Genomic DNA, 22691 nt, shown 5'->3' with positions numbered 1-22691 from the left:
ACACAAAGCAAACGTACTATGGGAGAAAGAAACTCTCATGCCCTAGAAAATGGGTTAACAACTATGGGTAGACTCAACTAATGCTATTGAGTTGGAAAAAGAGAAAGGATTAGAAGGGCCCCCTATGATGCAATACTTGTTTTAGGGAGAAAACAAAGGATAATAGATTGACCATCATAGTACAATAAAAGCCAACAATAAAAAGAGGGGTTCGCCCCCCTCCTTACTATTTCCGCCAATATATCTCTAATAATCCTCCGCACTGACATCACATTCGACTCCACATGCCTTATGTATGTAAATAAAATATGTTCCCGCACTCAACCCTAAAGCCTTTTCTGAATGCAGGAACATATTCAAATTGCTCTTAAACCCTCGTACATCAATGCTTCTCATCTCGATATATCACTACCACGCACTCCACATGCCTTGTGAATGAAAATAATATATGTTCCCGCACTCAACCCTTAAGCGTTTTTTTGAATGCAGGAACATATTCAAATTGCTCTTAATCTCTCGTACATCAATGCTTCTCATCTTGATATATTACTACCACGCACTCCACATGTGTCGAGACGATGGAAAGGATATACTCCAAATTCATTTAAATGAATATCATTTAATTACCTTCTATTTTTTCAGATAAGTAACGTACTCTCTTTTTAGCAAAGAATAATGATATTGATCACATTTTGAGCCATCACTAAACCAATAGTGCTCTCGATAAGTCCCCTCCAGCTTAAATTGGAATTTTTCTAATAATTTTATGGATACTTGATTACATGGTAATGGCAAACCGTAGCGTATCACCTTATTTCCATATTAACTCATGTACACATTACATAACATCTCCTCCTTTCCAGAAATACACATAGTAAATACCATAACGATTGGGCCATTCTGTAAACTAACTCTCTCTTTTAACCGATAAATACATATGCTGGAATTAGGAAAGGAGACACCTATGGAAAACATCGTGACGTATGGTCATATCGAAATCATGCCTTATGAATTCGTTCGCCTTCATGAGCTTAAAATCTTAAAAACAGTCAATGATCATGCCCGAATGATCTGTACAGGCATCATCTCGGAGAAGAAGCGAGAGCTGTATGTACTTGCTTCAGATGAAGAAACTCAGGTCAAAGCTTTTGTTACAGACAAAAATGGCAATCGAAAGCCCCTTTTTCGAGGTATTGCCTTGGATGTGGAGGAAAAAGTCGTTCACGGCGTTCATTACCTGACCGTCGAAGCCATATCTCATACCTATGAGCTAGATATTAAGCGGCATCAACGCTCTTTCCAGAACCCCAAGCTCACCTATACGGGTCTGATCGAAAGTATTGTATCGGACTACTCCAAAGCCGAAGCCATGGATGTTGTGTCCCATAAGAAGCCCATCGGCACCTTTATCATGCAATATGATGAAACCGACTGGCAATTTTTGAAACGGATGGCTTCCCACTTCTACTCTCCACTCATTCCTGCGGTGGGCTATGGGGTACCAAAGTTTTATTTTGGCCTGCCTATGGGCCTGAGCAAAGGAGAAATACACTCCACCAATTATAAAGTCACCAAACGGGTCGCGGATTTCCAAACTGCCTCCGAAAACCATATCCCCGGCGTGCGTGATGCTGATTTTATCCAATATGAGGTCGAGACGGAGAAGCTGCTGGAGCCTGGCTATGAAGTGACCTTTCAAGGTCATAAGCTGATCGTAGCTGAGGTGCTAACGGAGATGAAAGACGGGGTGCTCACCCATACTGCCAAGCTGTCGCCACGAAGCGGCTTACGTCCTATTAAAGACTACAATCGCTCCATTATCGGTGCTTCCATTCATGGCAAGGTACGGAGCGTTCGTCGGGACAAAGTACGCGCCCAGCTCGATATGGACGATCAGCAAGATCCGAACACCGATTACTGGTTTCCCTACTCTACCATTTATGCATCTGCGGATAACACGGGCTGGTATTGTATGCCTGAGGACGGAGACAGCATCCGTATCTATTTCCCCAGCTATAAGGAGGAAGAAGGGTACGCGATCAGCTCGGTTAAAAGAGAACCGCAGCCTTCCGCGGGAAAATCTTCTGCCGCTTCTGGACATGCGGCTGCTTCTGCTTCGTCTGCCGGATCAAAGTCTTCTTCGGCAATGTCTGCAGCAGCTCCTGCGCCAGATCGAATGGCTGACCCTGCCATTAAGACGTTGCGAACGAAATACGGCAAAGAAATCATGCTGGCCCCGGATCAAATCGTCATCTCCGGCAACGGCATGTCCATTGTCATTAACGATAAAACAGGCATTGATATTGTAAGCGGAAAAAATGTGAGTATTAGCGCGACCTCCGATATCGTTATGAGTTCCGGTAACATCCAGCTTTCCGCCGGAAAAATTGAGCTATCCGGTAAAGGCAACACTATTACGCTGGATGACAAAACCACCTTCTCCGGCACGGAAATTAAGATGAACTAACGGAAGGTGAGAACTAGCAGATGGATAAACAAGCGGCGTTACACCATTTTAAGGAACATCATTTTACACCCTTACTGGACATTCAGTTGGATACGCTGGAAAACAAGTTCCACCGTTGTCAGGATCAGCTCATTTCCGACTTCCAGAAATCGTTCAGGGATTTATGTATACACATTCTAGGCATGCAGCAACAAGGCCAAAAAGAAGCGATTGGATATATCCACTATTCTTTCTTGCGCACACAGATTCTTGAACAATCCTACCTATATATGGTCGAGGCTTATTCTGCTGAATGGTACGAAGATGATTCCGATTGCAAGCTAACCTATGACGCTTCTTGGGCCTACGCACCAATGAATACCATATTGGAAACTCTGGAGCAGGAGCGAAAAATATATATGGGGGCGATCACTTCTGTGGACGTTGAACGATTGATGCTGGAATCCGCTCCTTTTTTCCACCAGTTTGTGAACTCCCTCCTGCGCTTAGGGTTGGCAGAAGCCGTTCAAATGCCTGAGTATCTCGCTATTCATAAAGCTGATCGTTTAGCCATCCGAACGGGCGAGTACAAGGATATCAGCGAGAATCTATATGTCGAAGATCAGGAGGCTCTTGTTCCAGATGATGTAAGCGAACAATTGATGCAATCCAGTGAAGAAGAACCCTATGTTTACGAAAACCTAAAGCGGCTCTCTCTTCCCCACCTCCACCTGATCCAAAAGGATTTGCGCTATAACGATTTTAGCTACAGTGACTTACGAGAAAGCCAGTTTCACACCTGCATATTGATCGGGAGCATCTGGCAACGAGCGAATCTGGAAGGAAGCCGCTTTCAGGGATGCCTACTGACCGACACGGATTTTAGATATAGCGATTTGAGAGGTGCTAACTTCAGCAGTGCCAGTGGACAGCCGCATCGGGAACATGGAGTTCGGGTGCCAGGGCTATGTGGACTGCGTTTTGAACACGCCAATCTGGATGGGGCCGATTTTACGGATGTACATTCGTTTGAACATGCGTATTTTGAGGGGGCTTCGATGCAAGGAACCCTTGTCCCGCGAAAGTACCAACAGCATTGGAAGCTGAATGAAGCACAGCGTCAATCCATCGTGTGGACAGAGTAAGGAGGAATGTGTATGCGCCATTATTATGTGCTGGTCGATGACAACCGGGTTTCGCGCCATATCGAACCTATAAATACGGTTCTTTTTAAAACACCATTTGTTGGCATGCCCCCGGCTCAGGTTTTATATGTTCATGCGACTGAAGATGCCGAGTATACGGACTGGCTGTCTTTTTCAGCCTCACAACCGCTGCTTTCCGATCCGATGAAACGGATTCTAGAATTATACAATACACAAGCCCGTTTTAAACAGTTGTATATCGTAAACCGGGAACCTAGCCGTCAGGAATTATATTGGATTTCATCTGTTCCCACTGTTGATGGCATTTCAGAGCAGACTGAATTTTATGCGCACGACCAAACTCTAAAACGACTTGTTCTAGATAGCCATAAGGTGAATGGACATCATTTTTTCCGACTCTCCAACGTGAGGGAACCTTATTTCATCGTTAGCTTGGAGGCTGCTGAAAGCTTGCTTCGGCGAAGTTTGAGTGGTTTTCGGCTACAAAAGCTAGAACTCTTATAAGGAGGTTCGACCTTGACGGAGCATTGGGATGAATTTTTTTTGAAGCTGCATTATCAACAAACGTTGAAAGAGCAGTTAAGCGGGGCGGAGAACGATGAAAGCTGGATGCTGGTATCTATTGAAGAAGCGATAAAGGGAATTTTGAAAGGCTCACTAACCCTTCCGGATGAACAGGAAATCCGGTTTCAAACCCTTCCTGTCTTTGAAAATCAACTCACCATATCCCTGCCGGATTCTCTCATTCCAGAAGCTCGTGCTAGGCAGACGATAGACCCATTGAAAAGCTTCGTCGTTCAAGACAAGCTGGGCGGAATCCTGTTCGGACTGCACCAAAGTGGGCAAGATCTGGACCCCACGCAAATAGAAATCTATCAACAACAGATGATTGAGCAAACGAGTCGTGTACAACCAAGTATGAAGCTGGTGGACGAAAAAGTTCTACCTATTCAAGACGCGATCATCGGCTGCTATGAATCTATTTTTCTAGTTTCCCCTTCTCCATATTATCAGATTGCCTTTGTGCGCTCCTGGCGTGGCAAGGCTGTGATCGGGAGTTGCCAATTTAAGCTGGAGGATGCCCCCCTATGGGTCCCCTTAACCTATGCCATACTGCACACCGCGACATGGTCGGAGCTTTCTTAAATGTTTACCTTTTATCCAAGGAGGTGTTTATATGTTTTTACCCCTACTTATTAAGGCACTGGCCCAAGGTGCGCTCAGCGGAGAGCATTCCTATGTGGTCAGAGGAGCCAAGTTACAGTGCAGTCAAGGTACAGACCCGGGTGTGCTCAATACGATGTACAGCCACGGCGTCTACATTAAGGATAAACCCGTCCTGAGCGTGGACGATGCCATTTGTGGAGCCAATATTAGCAAAATCAATGCTTTTGGTCTGTGTAAATTGAAGCAGGGTCTTCCCTGTGAACCGGAAATTGCGTTTGGATCCAAGTGGACAGGCGGAAAAGAGGATGTGTTGATCGAAGGGGCCCCTGCCCTGCTCAGTAATTCGACCTTAATGTGTAGCTGCACAGGTGTACAAGAGGCGATATCCTCCTTTTTTGCTGGAGGCAGCACGGACAATTCCGCCACGGGATCGGGTGGTGGAGGCATCATCTCCATTACAGACGACGGACAGGATGGCTGATTTTATCAAGCAAGGAGAGTAAGGGATGAGCATCGTAGCGAAAGACCGCTTTACCTATCAGCACTTACATGTCACTTGGCCCTATGGCAAGCTGCGTCTTACGCACGTCCGCATGAGTCATGAGCTGGGAGAACATGCCAGACTGCTGATCACGGGCAGCTTGGAAGCCGATCAGGCAGACACGATTATTACTAAAGCAAGCAGTGACGATAAGATCGAACTCTGGTATTCGGATGCCAAGGAACGGAAACATCCCTTATTTATGGGGCAATTGTACTGCGTAGATGTACAGCACTTGCATCAAGAGATCGTGGTTAATCTCGACGTCATTTCTCATAGTTTTAAACTGGATACGCAGCTCAAAAACCGTTCTTTTCAACACATCCATCAAAAGTATGCGGAGATTGTAGATGCAGTACTGGCCGATTATAAAGGCTCGGACAAGATTGATGAAGCTTTTGAGAAAAAAGCGACAGGACAGTTCATCATGCAGTATCAGGAGACGGATTGGACTTTTTTAAAACGTCTGGCTTCGCATGTGGGAGCCCTTCTCGTTCCTAATATCGTTTCACACCATGCGCAAATTTGGATCGGTATTCCTCAGGGCAGGCAGCATATTCAATTGAAAGAGGTTCCTTTTACATTGCAGCGCAAGATTGCTCCCTATCTGGATCAGGAGGCGAACGGCTGGAAATCGGCCACGATTGGAGATTACACCCGCTATACCTTTGAGTGGGATCACATGCTGCAACTGGGAGATGAAGTCGAGCGCAATCACGAAACTTATGTCATCACCAAACGTGAAGGCCAACTGATTCGTGGCTTGATGACCTGGTCGTATGAATGCGCGTTGTCGGCGGGCTTGAAGGTCCCTAAAATATACAATCGAACCATCATTGGTGCCGCTATTGAAGGAAAAATACTGGAGGTCAGCCGAAATCAGGTTCGATTGCATTTGGATATGGACGATCAGCAAAGTCCTCATGAGGCCCAGTGGTTCCCCTATTCTGCCGAAGGTAATCAGGTCTGGTATCTCATGCCGGAAAAAGGCGCACAGGTGAAGCTGTATTTTCCAAGTGCAGACGAAGATGATGCGATGGTCATTCAATCCGTGCGGACGAAACCATCGGGTGCTGCGGCCCCTTCCTCTCACGCCGCTCAAGGCGCTGTGGCTGAATCTCCGGCAGAGCGTCACCAGCGTAAAACAGCCGATCCCGGTGTCAAATCCTTCGCGAATCCGCAGGGAAAAGAAATATCCTTGGGCAACTCCGAGCTGTCGATGAGTGCGCAGGAAGGATCGCTGTACATTTCCATGAATGCCCATCATGGCGTGAGCCTGAACAGTACTCAGCATGTTCAAATTCAAGCTACCGGCAGCCTTAGTCTTTCAGCAGGAAGCATCCTGCTGAAAGGAACCAACGGTTTACACTTGAATACAACAACCGATACGCTTGATTTGGAGCAGGAAGTCAACAGCGTGAGTTCGGAAATCCAGCTTAAAGCTTCCCTCCATCAATACTACCCAGAACCGATTTTGTCTGATTTTGAGAAGCAGGTCGCTGAAAAGGGAATCCAAAGTGTGCTCGGAGCACGCGTGAAGGAGAATGTAGGCTCCACGCTCAAGGGAGAATGGGATGCGGGTGTGGAGTTTTTAAGCGGGGTATGGGACTCAGTTGTCGATATAGCGGATATGGGAACCATGGTAATGACTCCTTTCGTTATGCCGGGAAATTACACCGGTAAAGGTTTTCTGGAGCGCAATGAGACGCTCGAGGGTATTAAGGGCGGTGCGAAGTTTGGCTGGAACTATATTGAAGATTCATTCCAAGGGAAAAAAACAAAGAAAGATGTGGTTCACGACCTTGAAACCGTGTGGGATGGCATAAAAAGCATACCCGATCCGATTGAGCGAAAATTGAATAATTTCTTTCCTAACCCGTTGACTGACACCAAACAGGAAAGTTACGATGCAGGATATGACAGTATTAAGGCCGTTGAACGTACAGCAGACATTGTTACGTTTGTCAAAGGCGGCGCAAAGTTAGTTAGAAAGCTGGGAAAGTTGGGCAAAGAAGAAGCCTCCTTATCTAAGGGACTCAAGGAAGCTGAAGAAAAGAAAGCCGGTAAAGGAGGAACACCGGGATTATTCGGAGATTCAGCAAAGGCTGACTCTGCTCTGGCCAAGGTTGGAGATGGAAAGTTCAAAACTAACGCCATCCGTTTCCCAACCAATTTTGAATCCTTGGGGAATTACTTGCAAAGTGTAGCTAGAAAGATGAACATCCGTATAACTAAAAGGTTACCCATTTTCGAAACTGCTGGAGGTCATTATCGGTTTCATGATCCTGGTCCTGATGTTCCGCATTCCAAAGGTTCTGGTGCAAAGATTTCGCCTGAGAGACAAAAGCAGATGGATGCGTTAGAATCAGGAGAGTACTCGGGTAAGAGCACTAAGGGGACGAGGAAAACTACTCAAGCTAAACAGCAAGAAGCTTATGAGAAGGCTATGGAAGATGCAGCTAAAAAACAACCTCCATATACTAGAAAACCTAATGTTCCAAGAAACTATAAAAAGAAAGTTCGTAATGAGGATGGTACAACCTCCTATACTTTCACTTCTGTGAAGAATGGCAAAGATTATCAAGTTACGTATGATAAAAAAGGCTTCCCTATGTTTAATTCAAAATATGAAATCTCTTTACCTGAAAAGTATTACTTAGAGCCGGATAGTGTACAATTTGAATATCTGTCAAAAAAACTTTATGATGATATGATTAAAAATCCAAAACTTGCTGAAAAGTTCAGTGCAGATGAATTAGCCTTATTAAAAGAAGGTAAAGTTCCAAAAACTTTAACTTGGCATCATCATCAAGATCCTGGAAAAATGCAAATAGTTGATTATTTTGAACATCAAGCTGCAGGACATACCGGAGGAAGAGCGGTTTGGGGTGGCGGAAAACCGGGTAGAACGGGGAAATTGAAAAATAAAATACTGGAGATGTTAATATGGGATTGAAAAAATGGATTTTCGTAGAGGGGGCTGTCGATGACGCTACTATAGCTACAGTTGAGAAACTTTTTGAAGTGACTTTCCCACAAGATTATAAGGACTGCGTTAAAAAATTTAATGGTGGTTATCCCGAACCTAATAACTTTGATTATGATAACGGTGCACAAGGAGTATTTAATGATTTGATTAGCTTTACGAATGCCGATCTAAACATTAAAATGTTTCATGAGTTTGCACAGGATTCGTTCACCAACGGAATTATTCCTTTTGGGAGAGACCCATTTGGCAACTTGCTTTGTTTTGATTATCGCTTTAACAAAGAAGTTCCTTTGATTATATTCTTTGACCATGAAGAAATAGAGGATGAAGCTATAATTCCTATCTGTAATACTTTTACGGAATTACTTGATAAATTGTATTCTATAGAATAGTAGGTGAAGTTTTATGAATATAGAATTTGAATCTTCATTTAAACCAATTAAAAGTCAAGAAGTAGAGACCTTTGAAGAAACATATAATATTACCTTCCCAAATGATTATAAGAATTTTTTACTGTATCATAACGGAGGTAAAACTATTCGAAGAAGGTTTGAAACACAGGATAAGACAATAACAACATCAATTATGTTATTTCTGCCACTAAGTAAAGAAACGGAGAATAATTTAGAAAATTACTACAAAAAATATACTATTGAGAAAATAATTCCTTCTAATTTTTTACCTATTGGAGTAGACCCTGCAGATAGTTTGATATGTCTTTCTATAAATGGGAAGGACCAAGGAATAGTTTATTTCTGTGATATGGATTATTTTGAGGAAGACAACGAGTTGAAGCAAGAATTCATTAAATTTGTTTCTCCAAGTTTTAGTGAGTTCGTAAATTCACTATTCCTGCCAGATTAATTTCAAGATTCGGTAATTCCTTAATGCAGAAATAGGGATTTTTAACATCCGCGGAGTCGCTATAGGTATTGCTTACTTTGTATCGGACAGAATACGAGAATGGGTAATGTTCTTGCTTCAATTGTTAGTATCATCTTTAACTTATAAGTTCATGTCGTATAATCTGTGTAAGAAATATGAAACACATCTATCTTCTACGAAAAACAATAACTTGCCATCCCTCCCCATCAGAGTTAACATACACACACTTCAACAACGGGAGGGAAATGTGCCAAATTGGCCAGATTGGTTTCTGGAAGCATAACACCAACGATTTTATCAATTAGAACTTGCTAGTGGACAACAGGCTTCATGTTCATCAGAGGACACAAATCTATTCGATTAAATGGATCAATTCAAAACCAACCAAAACGAGGATATCCAACGTCTGTTATCTGAATAGGAAGAAGCCATAGGCTATCAGTTAAGCCAAGACAAACAATCCATGTATATGGAAGGAGTCAAAGACGGGATTCGATTGATTCTTCCCGTCATACACCCACAGTTACTCGTTAGCCTATTGATCACTTTAGTCTATGATTCTGTTAGTCCAATATTTCATCTATGCTCATTCCACTTTTCAAGGTAAAAACAAAATGCGCTGGTGAGAGAATGGTTATATTCTCCACCAATGCATTAAATAGTTTATCATCAAATTGTTCCAGTATATCTTGCCGCGAGTTTAAAAGTTGAATAATCTCATCGACTCGTTCCTTAATTTTTTTCCTTCTGATGTCTCCCCCCTCTAATATCAGCATCTGTTGCCGTATCTCGTTTAGCTCACTGGAAAGTCTGTTCGTTTCTTCATCATATACGATCTCGTCAATTTGATTCCGTAGCTTGAGATTCACTAATTCCTTCAAGTCGGATTTCAATTGTTGCATCTGTCCTTCAATGTCCAATAGCGGTTCTTGCCCTACTCTGCTGGAAAGTGCCGATTCAATATTGGCTTTCAGCGTTTTAATAAATCTTTCCTTATTCTCATACATCCGATTGAACAATCGTACAAACGCGGAATGTAAAACTTGTTCATCGACTGATTTGGCATCACAGGCTGCTTTACCTTCATTGACATACGTTTTGCATTGCCATACCACTTTTTTGGATGGATTATTGCTGTTCCAGGTTCGGCGTTTAAAAATGGCCCCACAGCATCCACAATATACTTTGCTACTGAGTGCATATTTACTGGAGTATCTTTTACTATCCCCCATCACACCCCCTTTCAGCTTGGCACGGCGTGCCTTCTCTTTTTGCACTGTTTCAATAGTTCCTTGGATACAATCGGTTCATGGTTGTCCTCAATTAAATATTGCTGCTCTTGTCCTCTATTCTTTATCCGCTTATGCGTTAGAAAATCTACGGTTACCGTCTTTTGTTGTAGTAAAGCTCCGTAATATTTCTCATTGGTCAGAATTAAGGTAATGGAGGAATCCCACCAAGTATCGCCACCCGCTTTGATTCAGTCCATTGTGGACAAACAACAGACTAAGTTGGTTCGCATCCAGGAACGGCTTGATGCTATTGAGCACGAGGGAAAGCAGGGGGGATGATGTCTTACTGAAAGAAGCGAATCCGTAGCTGGGCATTGTGGTCAGATCGGCTCTCGGCGGATGGGTGACAACGAAAGCGAAGCTGATCGATGTGTCTTGGTTCGGAGGCATCGTGGAGTTCGCTGCATCCTTGCTGACTGTACTCTGCTATAAGTCTTGACCGCAAAGCCCGGAACGAATAGAAAGCTGTCGCGAATTGAACGTCTCCAAGTCGATGCTCAATGCCTGCTCGTAACGGTTGTTTTACCTCGGCTTGCACCCCAACATTCGCAGGACTTTTACATCATCAAATCCTTTCTAAGCTTAAGCGTTTTTTAACAAATCATAATATTCATGAAAAATCTTGACTTATAATGATAATAAGGTGTACTCTATATTCAAAGAAAATGGAATATATTTCAATTATAATACAATTAAGTAATTTTTTATATTTGTTTTGGAATGATAAATTTTTTAATACGGGTATTAGCTCTACCGCTAACTAAGAAATTAGTGAGTCATAAATGAGCTTTCATTCTGTCTGCAACATAAAATCGATAGCAGGCATCCTTTATATATATTCCTGCATCATAGAGTTTTTTTAGCCTGTAACTGTTCTACCTTTTTTATTACTGTATACAGTTAATGAGAAGGGAAGGACAATTCTCAAAAGAGAGGAGGATAATTAGCTGCCAGGGGAAATAATTTCGTCATAATCGTATGATTCAGTACTGGGATAGCCATATCTGAGAAAGGTGGGATTTATTGCTATGAAAAAGTTGTGCGGTTTGGCTCTTATTCTTGTTCTAGCTCTTTCGTTTAATGTTTCTGCCTTTGCAAAAGGGGATGCTACTCAAGCCCAACCCTTGACGAAGGAAGAGATTGTTAATTCCGATGAGTTTCTTGCTGCTGTGGAGGCGGCTAAGGCTACATTTGAATCTCAGAAAGCTGATGAATCTAAAGAAGCTAAAAACAATGATGGCCCAATTGTCCAGGCATCTGCCCCGCCGGTATCTCACATTAATGTATACGCTGTCGCATCTCCTTATGGCGGTCAAGAGATATATGGGTTCAATAGCAACCCGTTTAACACTAATAATGATCACCATGGGGATTGGATTCAGTGTATTACTTACCAGATTGGTTATGACAATTCTCACTATGGTAAGCTCGGCGGCAGTATTATGACAAATAATTGGACTGAGCCTCTTGATTTGAATGGCGATAGTATCATAGATGCTTGGGCCCGTTCTTGGATTTATGAAGGCACTAGTGAAGGCGGACAATTTGTAAGTACTGTTCGTTCCGCAAATTCTCCTTGGAATACTGCGGAAGCATGGATTAATGTTCGTTAACTCCTACTCGCAATTTTCATGAAGTTAATAACAAGAAGGTTATCCCAGTACTTTCTACGATTAAGTACATGATTTACAGAGGAAGGATGCGGTGGGTTCAATCCCTTAACCGATGCTGATGGTAAAATTGCAGGTTCCTCCTTATTGGCACGGCATATGGAGATGGAATACAACTTGATGCTTCGTTATGGTGCTAAAGAAGCCCGTACATGCATGAACAATGTGTTTGCAGACAAGGATTCTGCCAAGTCTCTAATAAGTGCGGCTTTGGAACGAGTCAACAATCCGTTAACGAGAGATAAAAGTTCTGCCCAGCTTGCGTTTGAAAAAAAATTTTTGAATCTCTTTTATCGCTTCTTGTTTGATTGTAAACTGTTTTATATCAGAAAGCCCAACCAAGCATTATCAAAGATTCTTGATAATGCTACACGCGAGCAAGGCGCAGGTATATACATACCGTGCGTCTTTTCTCGTTGTGACGTTGCCCCAAACCGTATCAGCAGAGAAAAAGTGCAAGGGTCATTGCCCAGGCATCTTGCCACGATTAGCCGAGAGCTTCGCCAGAATGCACAAATAGAAATGCCTCTATAGTAGACATCCCTCCACAAAAACAATAACTTGCTAATCCTTCCCCATCAGAGTTAACATACACACACTCAAACCACGGGAGGGAAAATGTACTATGTTAAATTGGCCAGATTGGTTTCAAGAAGCATTACGCCAACGATTTTATCAATTAGAACTCGCCAGCGAACAACAGGCTTCAAATTTACCAGAGGACAAAAGTCTATTTACTCAAATGGATCAATTCAAAACCAACCAAAACGAAGATACTCAGCGTCTGCTATCGGAATGGGAAGAAGCCATAGGCGATCAGCTAAGCCAGGATAAACAATCCATCTATATGGAAGGAGTAAAAGACGGGATTCGATTGATTCTTCCTGTCATACAACCCACAAATATTCGTTTGCCTATTGATCGCATTAACCTAAGATTTTTTAGGTTTACATTTTAAAAGCTGATCGTACAATGCAACAAGCTAGACACAAAACAACTTAACAAACACTTATTTTTATATTGCAAAACGTAATGATTTAGAAGAGGGTTTATACAAATTGGCTTTGGGTACTTCCAAGATGTTGCCCCCTGCAGAATTTTGGGCAGATAGAATCCAACGGACACTTTTAAATTCAAAGGATTTATTAATTTCTTACGGTAAAGCTTTGGAGAAATTAGAAGGTTCGACTAAACAGACAATCAAAGAAATTTTAATGGTGATTAAGGATGACGCTCCAGATTTATATTTAGATAAGGCTAATTCTCTATTAGAAAGATTAAGTTAAAAAGGGGGATCTGGCTGATTTGTATACACACAGTTAGCCCTATAATAGATTTTGCAAAAATTATCGTGACCATTATCACGGTCTAACCTGTAAATTTAAGTTAAAATACAAACAATTTAAATTTGTTTCATCTAAAATCAAAAATACCGTGATTGATCACAAAGAAAAAAAAGGGAAGTGTACAAAGATGAAAAGAACTGATTTACCTCTTGTTTATTCATGTTCTGGATGTTCCTCCGCAGCACAAACCGCTAACATGATCGCTATAAAAATGGATCGAGAAAAAGTCGCTGAAATGTCCTGCATTGCTGGTGTTGGTGGTGATGTCAAACCACTTGTCAGAACAGCAAAATCAGGACGTGACATCATTGCAATTGATGGTTGTCCCTTGTCCTGTTGCAAGAGTTGCTTAGCGAGGCATGAAGTTCAACCCAAACATCATTTCACGCTGTCTGACTTTGACGTACCCAAAATAATAGGAGAAGATCCTAACCCCAATCATTATAGGAATGCTTACACACAAATCTTAGAACAAATTGGACAATAATTCTTAATCAAAATAAAGGTGTGTATCGAAGGATGGCTCACCTTTATTTTAATTTATTCAAGGTGTTGGCACAGTATATAATAAAAGTAATCCGGCTCTCATTATGTAACAATATCGTAAATTAGTTTTTACTGGTGGCTCCTAACACATCTTTAAGGGCCACCAGTATTATTTTTTATACAGCAGAACATCTTTTTGATATGATTATTTTGTCGAATCAATATTGATGTACAGCATACAAACAGTTGCAATATTACATATTTGGGGACCAGTTGCTTTCCTTTTTAGGATTGCCCGCATGGTCTAATGTTGACAATACTGGGTTTCACTACACCCTTTTTCTATCCAGTATTTTTTTACTCCCAGTTTAATCATTGGATATAAAAACCCTAAAGAATTTGGAGCTCTAATTGGAAAACGGGTTTCTAGTATATATCTATTTTTGATATTAATTTTGCTTTTGTTTTTTTATTACAAGCTAATTTCTCGAAGTGAAAAATAGCCCACTCTCAAGCCTCTTCAGCACATTTTCTTTATAATTGTTATATGGAGGTAGTTCGTTTATGGGTCGGCAAGTATGTTGCTCTTTTGCGGTTTCAGTAAGACTCCAATCATACAAGTCTGGTAAGTAATTCACAATGTTCTTACTATTTAAAGGTACAACTCCCCGTTCATTTGACCACCACTTTATTTTGAAATATTACTCCAGCGATTTTATCAATTAGAACTAGCCAGTGAACAACAAGCTACAAATTTACCAGAAGATGAGCATCTATTCACTCAAATGGATCAATCCAAAATTAACATTGTCTTATATCCTTTTTGTTTGCTCACCAATTATTTTTTACTAAAGTCCATGAGCATCAACATTCTAGTTGTAGCAATCATGTCTTTTAACACATGTATTTCCTTCAACTCAAACTAGACTCGTATAAAAATGCACCCCCTAGCATTCATCGGACAAACCAGGAGGTTTATTCCAATGTCTACACTAGGGGGTGCTCTTCTAATCAGGGGAATTTGTTTTACCCTTTTACCGACCCGGCTGCGATCCCTTCAACAATCCGGTCACTCATGATGAGGAACACCAGCAAAATGGGCAAAATGCTGATCATTAACGTAGCTCCGATAGCTCCCCAGTCGGTCGTATATTGTCCAATGAAGTTCTGAACGCCAACGGTCAGCGTTTTGTTTTCGTCCGAGCTAATGAACGTATTGACGAAAATAAATTCATTCCAGTTATAGATCATGTTAATAATAGATGTCGTTGCCATGACTGGGGTCGTCATCGGAAGCACAATCCGGAAGAACATCCGGTTGACAGAGCAGCCGTCCATAACCGCTGCTTCTTCCACTTCCCGCGGCAGAGCGTAATAGAATCCCAGCAAGATCATCATCGTTGTCGGCAGGTTAAAAGCGACATACGACAGGATGATGGACAGCGGCGTATCGGTCAGATGCAGCTTGAGAAACATACTGAACAACGGAATCAAGGTGGCATGGACCGGAATCATCAGTCCGACCATAAAGAGTCCGAGGACCAACTGGCTTCCTTTCCAGCGCATACGTGTAATCGCAAACGTTACAAAGCTGGCCAGCAGCACCGTCAGTGCCACGGATATGACCGTAACCAACACACTATTGAAAAAATACCGCCCGATGTTGCCGCTGGTCCACACATTCATATAGTTCTCCCAATGCGGCTGGGACGGGAGTGCAAACGGCGGAAGATTAAACACTTCCTGATTATTTTTAAGCGAGAAAAGCATCAGCCACACCAGCGGTAAAAGCTGTGTCACCGCCAAGATGATCAAAAGTGTATATAAAGCGGCATAACCGACCCGAGTTAACATTTTGCCGCGGGTAGCGACTCCAAGCGGATAGTTGGCGGCTGCCTGGGTTTTCATGTCCGTTCCTCCCTCTTCCTGTCCTTTGTTATCCACTATCTATCTAATTGCATAACCGAATTATGAATACTGGATTGTGTCACTGGGAGCGGTAGCCTTGCGAATCAGCCACGTAGCGACCAGACAGATGAACAACAAGGCAAAGGCAGTAGCACTTCCGTATCCAAAATCAAAGCTGCGGAATGCCTGGTGGTACATGTAAGAGGCCATCACTTCACTGGCTCCGTTCGGTCCACCGTCAGTCATGACGTAGATCAGGTCAAAATATTTGAGCGAGCCGACAATGGACAATATGATCGTGACGTTAATCACCTCGCGCAGCAGGGGCAATTTGATACGAGTGGCAATCTGCCAGGCACTGGCTCCGTCGATCCGGGCAGCCTCTATCAGCGTTTCGGGGATGTTTTTCAGCCCGGCATAATAGATCAGAATATAAAAGCCTGCATATTGCCAAATAATCGGGATAAACAGGGCAGGCAGCACCAGAGACGGATTAGCCAGCCATTCGGGCGGGTTGTAGACTCCGACTGACGTCAGTATGGAATTCAGCACTCCATTCGTTGGATGATATATTTTGAGCCACAATTGCGCGATAGCTACAGAAGACAATAGCATGGGGATCAGATAAATTTTCCGCAGCAGATTCGCTCCCTTGATTTTTCCTGACAAAATCATCGCAATGACCAGATAACCGATCAGACTGACACCTGAAAACAAAGCCAGCAGCAGCGAGTGCCAAGCACTTTGCCAGAACGCCGTGTCTGTGAACAAACGTTGATAGTTGTCCAGCCCTACGAAAGTCATAGAGCCTATTCCATTCCATTGATTCAGGCCGTAATAGGCGGTGAGCACAATGGGCACATAAATCACAGTGAGTAACAGCAACAGGGAAGGCAACACATACAGAGCAATGACAAGCTTATTGGACATGACCTTTTCCACGGCCCAACCTCCTTATGTGCTCAATTTCAATTTCCTTTCTGGATGGCAGCCTTATGCTGATCGGCAAATTGTTGCGGTGTCACGGCTTTACCAAACAACGCCTGAATCATATTCAAATGTACCTGCGCCGCATTCGGCTTCATCTGTACATCGGCGAACAATGTAATGCTGCTGGCTTGATTCAGCTCATTCAGCAAATCGACATATAGCTTAGGCAAGCTTCCCTTGGAGGTGTCCACCTTCGTCGCCGGAATAACTCCCGCCTGCGTTACCGATTGCTCACCCCATTTGACCACGAAATACTCAACAAAAGCTTTGGCCTCTTCCTTCACCTTGGAATTTTCCGAAACGAACAAGCCTACTCCCGGACCTCCTACCCAGCTTTCCACGTTGCCCTTGCCGCCTGCAACCATCGGAAATTTAAAGAAGCCCATTTGGTCCTTAAATGTTTGCGGGATGGCAGGATTGGTCGTAAAATTCGGTAATTCCCAAGTACCCATTAAATACATTGCCGCCTTGTCGTTCATAAATTCGGATTTTCCTTCATCATTAGACAAGCCGTTAAATCCTTTGTTAAAGGCATTCATATCCACGAGCGTCTGGATTTCGGATGCCGCCTGAATTAAACCAGGGTCATCGAACGATCCTGAGCCGTCAATTGCTTTTTTCAGCGTCTCGTTACCTGCTATACGATCCGCCAGATACATATACCAGAGCGAGCCGGTCCAGCGGTCTTTATTGCCCAGTGCAATCGGTGCAACTCCATGATCTGCAAGTGTTTTCACTACTTGCTTAAATTCGTCAAATGTTGTAGGCACTTTCAGGTTGTATTTTTGAAATATGGCTTTGTTGTAGTAAATGGGGGAAATGTTCAATTCAATGGGAAGCGCATACGTTTTTCCGTTCAGCGCATAGGCTTCGGTCGTTCCCGGTACGAATTTGTCCTTTAGCTTGGAGCCATTCAACAGGTCATCCATTGGCGTAAATAATCCGCCTTTAACGTAAGGCTCCATAAACCCCGCTGCCCAGGTAATACCGATATCCGGCAATTCATTGGAAGCCGACAGCACTTTGAGTTTGTTTTTGTATTGTTCATTTTCCAGCACTTCCTGCTGAATGACGACATTCGGATGGTCCTTTTGGTATTGATCTATAATCTGGGTCACAAGCTTGCTCTGCTGTGCAGAGCTTCCCTCTGGCCACAGGTGCATCATTTTAAGCGTAATCTTTCCCCCACCTCCATCGGAACTCCCTTTACCATCTTTACCGCTACCGCAACCGGATAGCACCAGCAGCAATGATAGCAGCAGGGTCAACCCAGCAACCCATTTTCGATGTGAGCGCTTACGTAAACCATACTCGTTGGACATCGTTAGACCTCCGTTTTTGTAATTTTATTTTTTGTAACCGTTATCATTTGTAAGTTTAGCACTCCATTCCAGCTTCCAACAGGGTACGCTGATTGGGTATAATTCCACTTTTATTGGGTTATGAGCTGCCTATGCTGTCAGTGAATATCCTCTGGCCCTTTACGCATCTGCTGCCTGTAGCGGCTGGGACTTACCCCCTCGGTCGCTTTGAACACTTTAATAAAATATTTATCTGTCCGGTAGCCTGAACGCTCTCCGATTTGCGCAATCGTCAACTGGCTATGCAGCAGCAGCTCCTTGGCCCGTTGGATCCGCAGCCGATGCAGATATTCGCTGAAGGACAAACCGATTTGCTCCTTGAACAAAACACTGAAATAGCTGGCATTCAGGTGTACATGCGCGGCAGTCTGCGCCATCGTAACGGATTCGTGAAGATGCTCCGCCATATAGATGAAGGCACGCCGTATCGGATCACTAAGAGTAGCCGCTTGGAGGTCAAGCTCTAGCAGAACAGGGTCAGCCAGCTTTTCGAGCTTCTCATACCGCTGTCTTTCCTCCTCCAGCCGGAGCGCTTCATCTACCGCTTTCAGCAGCTCCTGCTTATCAATCGGCTTGAGCAAATAATTGACAGCTCCCAGACGAAGAGCCTGCTGGACATAATCAAACTCTGCATAGCCCGAGATGACAATGATCGCCGGCCGGCGTGAATCCCGTTCCAGGGAACGGATTAAATCCAGTCCGCTGAATTCCGGCAACCGGACATCCGTAATCAGCAAATGAACCGTTTCCGCCCGCAGCATTTGTAATGCTTGCAAACCATCTGCCGCTGTCACAATCCTGTATTTTCCGGCGGCCCATTGCTCCAGTGTCTGGTGTATCCCCTGACGTGTTCTCTGTTCATCGTCTACAATGACAATGGTTTTGGATGAAGCATTCATTCCTACCGCCCTCCGTATTCATCAGGAATTTCAAAAGCCACCACAGTTCCTTCCTGCACAGCACTATGTATCAGCAAACCATTCGTTGGATCAGATGCACTCTCATAATAGAGGGCAAGCCTGCGCTGCACATTAACCAGCCCCATACCAGTCCCCTTGCTCTGGCAGGCCGATCCCCCCGTCAGCGCTGCACGCACAGCCGCAAGTTCCTCCGGTGTCATGCCAGGTCCGTCATCTATGACCGCGATCTTGGTCCAACCCGGTTTTGCCGAAGGAGTGGCACGGATTTCAACGCGGCCGTTGCCAATGCGATTTTCGACGCCATGCAAAATGGCATTCTCCAGAATGGGCTGGATCAGCAGCTTAGGAAGCGGAATTTGGGCCGCCTCCGCAGGCATATGAATTTGCCAGCTCAGACGTTCACCCAGACGCATCTCCATCAGTTCCAGATAACGGCGGACTTGTGCCATTTCTTCCCCGAGTGTCACCCAAGAGTCATGGTGAGCCGGTTCAATAATATAACGAAACAGCCGTGACATGGACACCATTAGCCCGGCAAGCTCCTCCTCTCCTTTTTCCTGTAGCGACCAGTTGAAAGCATCCAGCGTATTAAAAAGAAAATGCGGGTTGATCTGTGCCTGCAGCGCTTTAAGCTCGGTTTGGCTTTGCAAAACCTCCTTCTCGCAAATGACACGGATCAATTCATTAATGTCGACAATCATCGTGTTGTACTCTACATTCAATTCCCGTAGTTCGACCGCTGATGCCGGTTCTGGATTCAGAGTCAATGCCCCTTGCCGTGAACGACGCATCGCCTGAATCAAATGGCCTATCGGTCTGGTAATCAACGTAGATAACATAAAGGACATGAACAGGAATAACACGGCACCAAGAGAGGCGGAGATGATAAGCGTAGTCCGTAAAACGGTTATCCCGTCTGTGACGACGCTAACCGGAATCAGGATCAGCAGCGACCAGCCGGTTCGCTCGGATTGCTGAATCGCCTTCACATATTCCCGCTCTCCAATATGAACAGTTTGTGTCTTGCTGTGCAGTACACCTGACAAATCCGTCTGGTTCAAAGGTTCACCCGACAGCAGTTGGCCCTGACGATCTACAAGCAACATGGTTTCATCCGCTTCTTCATTGACCGCTGACGCATCATTCAGCCTGAAATAACTGCGCTCCATGCGGGTAATCAGATATCCTCCGCGTGAAAACCAGCGATCCACCAGGCTCACCTGCCGAATCGCCAGCAGCGACCGGGAGTCCTCAGGATCAATGCCGATCCAGACTAATCTTCCTTTCATCTGATTCGCTTCCCGGATGTCCGCTTGTCCGATGCGGTCCTCCAGACTGCCCTCCCTAATCGGAAACAACATCTTCCCTTCGGTGGTATACAGCTCCAGCGAGCCGACACTCGGCATATAAGCTTGATAGCTATGCATCATTTGCAGTAGTGATTGACGCTGCCGAAAAGACACCTTCCCCCCGTTGCGCTCCTCCAGCAAAATATGCTGAACAGACGGATGATTCGCCACCTGTTCCGTCAGGCTGTCCATTTGGCCGATTAATGCATCCAGCCTGCCGCTTGCTTGTACCGCGGTCTGACCAATATGCCGCTCGGCACTGTTTTTCAACAGGTGAGAGACATTGAGATAAATGAATGCCCCAGCCACACTCATCATAATGAGCATTACCAATATAAAGCCGATAAAAATCTGATTACGCAATGTGTTTAATGGTTGGAACCTTGAACGCATATGCCTTCTCCCCCTGGACCATCGCAGCAAAATGGGTAATGATAACGCTTTCTATTTTCTATTCTATCGCATCGTTTCCCTATGTTGGCGTATTTTCAGTAGAGATTAATCAAAATGGCAGGAAAGATAGGAAATAGAAAGTCACAGGGTAATCGACAGCATGAGGGTACTCTCTGGATAGATTACGTTCGATAACACCACACAATAACAATGGATAGTAAAAAAGATGACTCCCGTTGAATGCAGGAGCCATCTAATAGCCGATTTAACCGAAGCTTCTTGCAAAGTATCCAAACTAAGGCACAGTTCAGGCTCCGAAGCTTGTATAATTAATCTGTATCCTATTGGAGCGCGGCCAAAATGCGGTCGCATAGCTCCATCGTCTTCACATTATCCCGTCCACTTGAATAAGGCGTCCGTCCTTCTTGGCAGCAGTTCATAAAATGTGCGATTTCACCAACAAAACCGCGCAAGTACAAATCACGGTATCCACCCGACATCGCCGAGGCTGACGGTGTTAAAACCGTATCGTTTTCCGCAAGGGATTTCCAAGGGAGTTCTGCGTGACTCTCCGACTTGTGAATGATCAGTGTGTTCACCTCATCCGCATTCGCAAAACCGTGATCAAAGGTTACCGTGATCCCTTCGCTCTCGCGTGTCCATGCTGGCATACCAGCGAAGTATACGCTGCCCACCACACCATTTTCAAATTTAAGGGCAATCGTATGGGAAATAAACTCACCATGATCGTTCGCAAATCCGGTAACCTGCGCCACTTCTCCGAACAAATAACGTACCAGATCGACCATATGAACCGCCGCCAGCTTCATAAAATCTTCGCTGGTTTTACAAAACATGGTACTGTCTACGAGAAATTTCGCCTGAAATGAGCGTGTGGCTCCAAGCGAGCCATCCTCAATCAGTTCTTTCAATTTTATGTATACAGGCGCGTAACGCTTCATGAAGCCGACCATCAGCACAACGCCCGCCGCTTCCGCCGCATCTGCAATTTGAGCCGCTTCCTCAGCGTTCCATCCCAGTGGCTTGTCTACAAAAACATGTTTTCCGGCCTTAATGCAGTCCATAACGAGCGACGGGTGATCTGTCGCTTGTGCAATCACGACAACTCCATCACAGTCTTCCTGTTCCAGCATAGTCTTGTAATTGTTATAAGGTGTGCCACTGCTCCCAAACCGCTGGAGCGCTGTCTTCGATCTGCTTATATCTCTGGTGGAAATCGCTTGAATTTCAGCACCTGCCCCAATGACAGCAGGATATATATTCGTTGAAGCATGAAAGCCAGCCCCGATAAAACACAGCTGCGCCTTGCCCATGTTGGTCCCTCCAATGTGTACATTAAAATATTCCGATACTATCGTACCATATTGGCACAATATACACACAGTGGCAAAAAGATCAAGGAAACTTAGCCTATGACTCTACTCAATTCTGCATGGATAACGCTATACCTTATCCATGAGTGCTTTGTATTTTGTTCAACATTATTATTCTTATTTGCCACAGTCAGTTATACGTATTAAAGAATTCCATATTTCGCTGGGTTTATTTATTACACTGTAGTAACATCGAGTTATAAAATTGTGGGAGGTTTTATATGCCAGATTTTTTGCTTGTGCTATTCTTGCTTAACTTATCTTTATTTCTTTTGCACGAAATGGATGCGATAAGACATTCTGAGTGGAGATTGTTTATCGTACTTAAAGATATGGAAGATTCTAAAGCCTATAAAAATCTGGCTCTTCGCTCTATTGGATGGGTAAT

General features: G+C 43.9%; 23 protein-coding genes. 15 read left to right on the top strand and 8 right to left on the bottom strand.

Annotated features, from left to right (window positions below; all coding sequences use genetic code 11):
* Positions 1-964: 964 nt before the first annotated feature.
* From QD47_RS25520 to QD47_RS25485, 8 genes are read left to right on the top strand one after another with little or no spacing between them, the layout of a single operon-like run.
* Positions 965-2467, top strand: a complete 1503-nt coding sequence (locus QD47_RS25520) for a hypothetical protein (protein ID WP_044648742.1) — start codon at positions 965-967, stop codon at positions 2465-2467.
* A gap of 20 nt (positions 2468-2487) precedes the next feature.
* Positions 2488-3591, top strand: a complete 1104-nt coding sequence (locus tag QD47_RS25515; RefSeq protein ID WP_044648741.1) for a pentapeptide repeat-containing protein — start codon at positions 2488-2490, stop codon at positions 3589-3591.
* A 12-nt stretch (positions 3592-3603) separates the two neighbouring features.
* Complete coding sequence (locus QD47_RS25510; protein WP_044648740.1) at positions 3604-4116, top strand: imm11 family protein; 513 nt, start codon at positions 3604-3606, stop codon at positions 4114-4116.
* A gap of 12 nt (positions 4117-4128) precedes the next feature.
* The gene (locus QD47_RS25505) at positions 4129-4758 is read left to right on the top strand and encodes a hypothetical protein (RefSeq protein WP_044648739.1); all 630 of its coding nucleotides are present in this window, start codon (positions 4129-4131) and stop codon (positions 4756-4758) included.
* A gap of 31 nt (positions 4759-4789) precedes the next feature.
* Positions 4790-5260: a DUF4280 domain-containing protein gene (locus QD47_RS25500; RefSeq protein WP_044648738.1), complete on the top strand. Its 471-nt coding sequence runs from the start codon at positions 4790-4792 to the stop codon at positions 5258-5260.
* Between the two features lie 25 nt (positions 5261-5285).
* Positions 5286-8276 carry an HNH endonuclease gene (locus QD47_RS25495; RefSeq protein WP_082067297.1) on the top strand — a complete coding sequence of 997 codons (2991 nt, stop codon included), beginning with the start codon at positions 5286-5288 and terminating at the stop codon, positions 8274-8276.
* A complete protein-coding gene (locus QD47_RS25490) occupies positions 8267-8701 on the top strand; it encodes an SMI1/KNR4 family protein (protein ID WP_044648737.1) in 435 nt (144 codons plus the stop codon). Before QD47_RS25495 ends, QD47_RS25490 begins: the two co-directional genes overlap by 10 nt.
* Before the next feature lie 13 nt (positions 8702-8714).
* On the top strand, positions 8715-9173 hold the full coding sequence (locus QD47_RS25485) for an SMI1/KNR4 family protein (RefSeq protein ID WP_044648736.1): 459 nt from the start codon (positions 8715-8717) through the stop codon (positions 9171-9173).
* A gap of 584 nt (positions 9174-9757) precedes the next feature.
* On the opposite strand, the gene QD47_RS30240 is transcribed toward QD47_RS25485, so the two are convergent.
* Positions 9758-10471 carry a recombinase zinc ribbon domain-containing protein gene (locus tag QD47_RS30240; RefSeq protein WP_235332361.1) on the bottom strand — a complete coding sequence of 238 codons (714 nt, stop codon included), beginning with the start codon at positions 10469-10471 and terminating at the stop codon, positions 9758-9760.
* Positions 10438-10626 carry a recombinase family protein gene (locus QD47_RS33465; RefSeq protein WP_235332362.1) on the bottom strand — a complete coding sequence of 63 codons (189 nt, stop codon included), beginning with the start codon at positions 10624-10626 and terminating at the stop codon, positions 10438-10440. Before QD47_RS33465 ends, QD47_RS30240 begins: the two co-directional genes overlap by 34 nt.
* Positions 10627-10802: 176 nt before the next feature.
* On the opposite strand from QD47_RS33465, the gene QD47_RS33800 reads away from it, so the two are divergent.
* From QD47_RS33800 to QD47_RS25455, 6 genes are all read left to right on the top strand, one after another.
* Complete coding sequence (locus QD47_RS33800; protein ID WP_268794273.1) at positions 10803-10925, top strand: hypothetical protein; 123 nt, start codon at positions 10803-10805, stop codon at positions 10923-10925.
* Between the two features lie 589 nt (positions 10926-11514).
* Positions 11515-12099, top strand: coding sequence for a DUF4879 domain-containing protein (locus tag QD47_RS25475; RefSeq protein WP_044648735.1), 585 nt, complete (start codon positions 11515-11517; stop codon positions 12097-12099).
* Between the two features lie 144 nt (positions 12100-12243).
* Positions 12244-12690, top strand: a complete 447-nt coding sequence (locus tag QD47_RS25470) for a hypothetical protein (protein ID WP_161797202.1) — start codon at positions 12244-12246, stop codon at positions 12688-12690.
* A 91-nt stretch (positions 12691-12781) separates the two neighbouring features.
* On the top strand, positions 12782-13114 hold the full coding sequence (locus QD47_RS32670; protein WP_044648733.1) for a hypothetical protein: 333 nt from the start codon (positions 12782-12784) through the stop codon (positions 13112-13114).
* A gap of 100 nt (positions 13115-13214) precedes the next feature.
* Positions 13215-13442, top strand: a complete 228-nt coding sequence (locus QD47_RS25460) for a hypothetical protein (protein WP_235332360.1) — start codon at positions 13215-13217, stop codon at positions 13440-13442.
* A 187-nt stretch (positions 13443-13629) separates the two neighbouring features.
* Complete coding sequence (locus QD47_RS25455; RefSeq protein WP_044648732.1) at positions 13630-13989, top strand: putative zinc-binding protein; 360 nt, start codon at positions 13630-13632, stop codon at positions 13987-13989.
* Between the two features lie 1025 nt (positions 13990-15014).
* Here QD47_RS25455 and QD47_RS25450 read toward each other — a convergent pair.
* From QD47_RS25450 to QD47_RS25425, 6 genes are all read right to left on the bottom strand, one after another.
* Complete coding sequence (locus QD47_RS25450) at positions 15015-15896, bottom strand: carbohydrate ABC transporter permease (protein ID WP_044648731.1); 882 nt, start codon at positions 15894-15896, stop codon at positions 15015-15017.
* Positions 15897-15956: 60 nt separating this feature from the next.
* Positions 15957-16838: a carbohydrate ABC transporter permease gene (locus QD47_RS25445; RefSeq protein WP_044648730.1), complete on the bottom strand. Its 882-nt coding sequence runs from the start codon at positions 16836-16838 to the stop codon at positions 15957-15959.
* Positions 16839-16864: 26 nt separating this feature from the next.
* Complete coding sequence (locus tag QD47_RS25440) at positions 16865-18208, bottom strand: extracellular solute-binding protein (protein ID WP_044648729.1); 1344 nt, start codon at positions 18206-18208, stop codon at positions 16865-16867.
* A gap of 137 nt (positions 18209-18345) precedes the next feature.
* Positions 18346-19146, bottom strand: a complete 801-nt coding sequence (locus tag QD47_RS25435; protein ID WP_044648728.1) for a response regulator — start codon at positions 19144-19146, stop codon at positions 18346-18348.
* A 2-nt stretch (positions 19147-19148) separates the two neighbouring features.
* Positions 19149-20909 carry a cache domain-containing sensor histidine kinase gene (locus QD47_RS25430; RefSeq protein WP_044648727.1) on the bottom strand — a complete coding sequence of 587 codons (1761 nt, stop codon included), beginning with the start codon at positions 20907-20909 and terminating at the stop codon, positions 19149-19151.
* 341 nt (positions 20910-21250) lie between these two features.
* On the bottom strand, positions 21251-22243 hold the full coding sequence (locus tag QD47_RS25425; RefSeq protein ID WP_044648726.1) for a Gfo/Idh/MocA family protein: 993 nt from the start codon (positions 22241-22243) through the stop codon (positions 21251-21253).
* Positions 22244-22524: 281 nt separating this feature from the next.
* On the opposite strand from QD47_RS25425, the gene QD47_RS33980 reads away from it, so the two are divergent.
* Positions 22525-22691: DUF6713 family protein (locus tag QD47_RS33980; protein WP_327204690.1), on the top strand; the 167-nt coding region annotated here is incomplete at its 3' end.

This window comes from Paenibacillus terrae, assembly GCF_000943545.1.
GTDB lineage: Bacteria > Bacillota > Bacilli > Paenibacillales > Paenibacillaceae > Paenibacillus > Paenibacillus terrae_A.
This window is presented reverse-complemented; position numbering and strand designations above follow the sequence as displayed.

What these genes read in the sequence shown, in the direction of transcription:
- QD47_RS25485 (WP_044648736.1), top strand. Translation starts at nt 8,715, where the DNA reads ATGAATATAGAATTTGAATCTTCATTTAAACCAATTAAAAGTCAAGAA.
- QD47_RS25450 (WP_044648731.1), bottom strand. Translation starts at nt 15,896, where the DNA reads ATGAAAACCCAGGCAGCCGCCAACTATCCGCTTGGAGTCGCTACCCGC.
- QD47_RS25515 (WP_044648741.1), top strand. Translation starts at nt 2,488, where the DNA reads ATGGATAAACAAGCGGCGTTACACCATTTTAAGGAACATCATTTTACA.
- QD47_RS25430 (WP_044648727.1), bottom strand. Translation starts at nt 20,909, where the DNA reads ATGCGTTCAAGGTTCCAACCATTAAACACATTGCGTAATCAGATTTTT.
- QD47_RS25475 (WP_044648735.1), top strand. Translation starts at nt 11,515, where the DNA reads ATGAAAAAGTTGTGCGGTTTGGCTCTTATTCTTGTTCTAGCTCTTTCG.
- QD47_RS25455 (WP_044648732.1), top strand. Translation starts at nt 13,630, where the DNA reads ATGAAAAGAACTGATTTACCTCTTGTTTATTCATGTTCTGGATGTTCC.
- QD47_RS25435 (WP_044648728.1), bottom strand. Translation starts at nt 19,146, where the DNA reads ATGAATGCTTCATCCAAAACCATTGTCATTGTAGACGATGAACAGAGA.
- QD47_RS25520 (WP_044648742.1), top strand. Translation starts at nt 965, where the DNA reads ATGGAAAACATCGTGACGTATGGTCATATCGAAATCATGCCTTATGAA.
- QD47_RS25495 (WP_082067297.1), top strand. Translation starts at nt 5,286, where the DNA reads ATGAGCATCGTAGCGAAAGACCGCTTTACCTATCAGCACTTACATGTC.
- QD47_RS25440 (WP_044648729.1), bottom strand. Translation starts at nt 18,208, where the DNA reads ATGTCCAACGAGTATGGTTTACGTAAGCGCTCACATCGAAAATGGGTT.
- QD47_RS32670 (WP_044648733.1), top strand. Translation starts at nt 12,782, where the DNA reads ATGTTAAATTGGCCAGATTGGTTTCAAGAAGCATTACGCCAACGATTT.
- QD47_RS25500 (WP_044648738.1), top strand. Translation starts at nt 4,790, where the DNA reads ATGTTTTTACCCCTACTTATTAAGGCACTGGCCCAAGGTGCGCTCAGC.
- QD47_RS25425 (WP_044648726.1), bottom strand. Translation starts at nt 22,243, where the DNA reads ATGGGCAAGGCGCAGCTGTGTTTTATCGGGGCTGGCTTTCATGCTTCA.
- QD47_RS25510 (WP_044648740.1), top strand. Translation starts at nt 3,604, where the DNA reads ATGCGCCATTATTATGTGCTGGTCGATGACAACCGGGTTTCGCGCCAT.
- QD47_RS25490 (WP_044648737.1), top strand. Translation starts at nt 8,267, where the DNA reads ATGGGATTGAAAAAATGGATTTTCGTAGAGGGGGCTGTCGATGACGCT.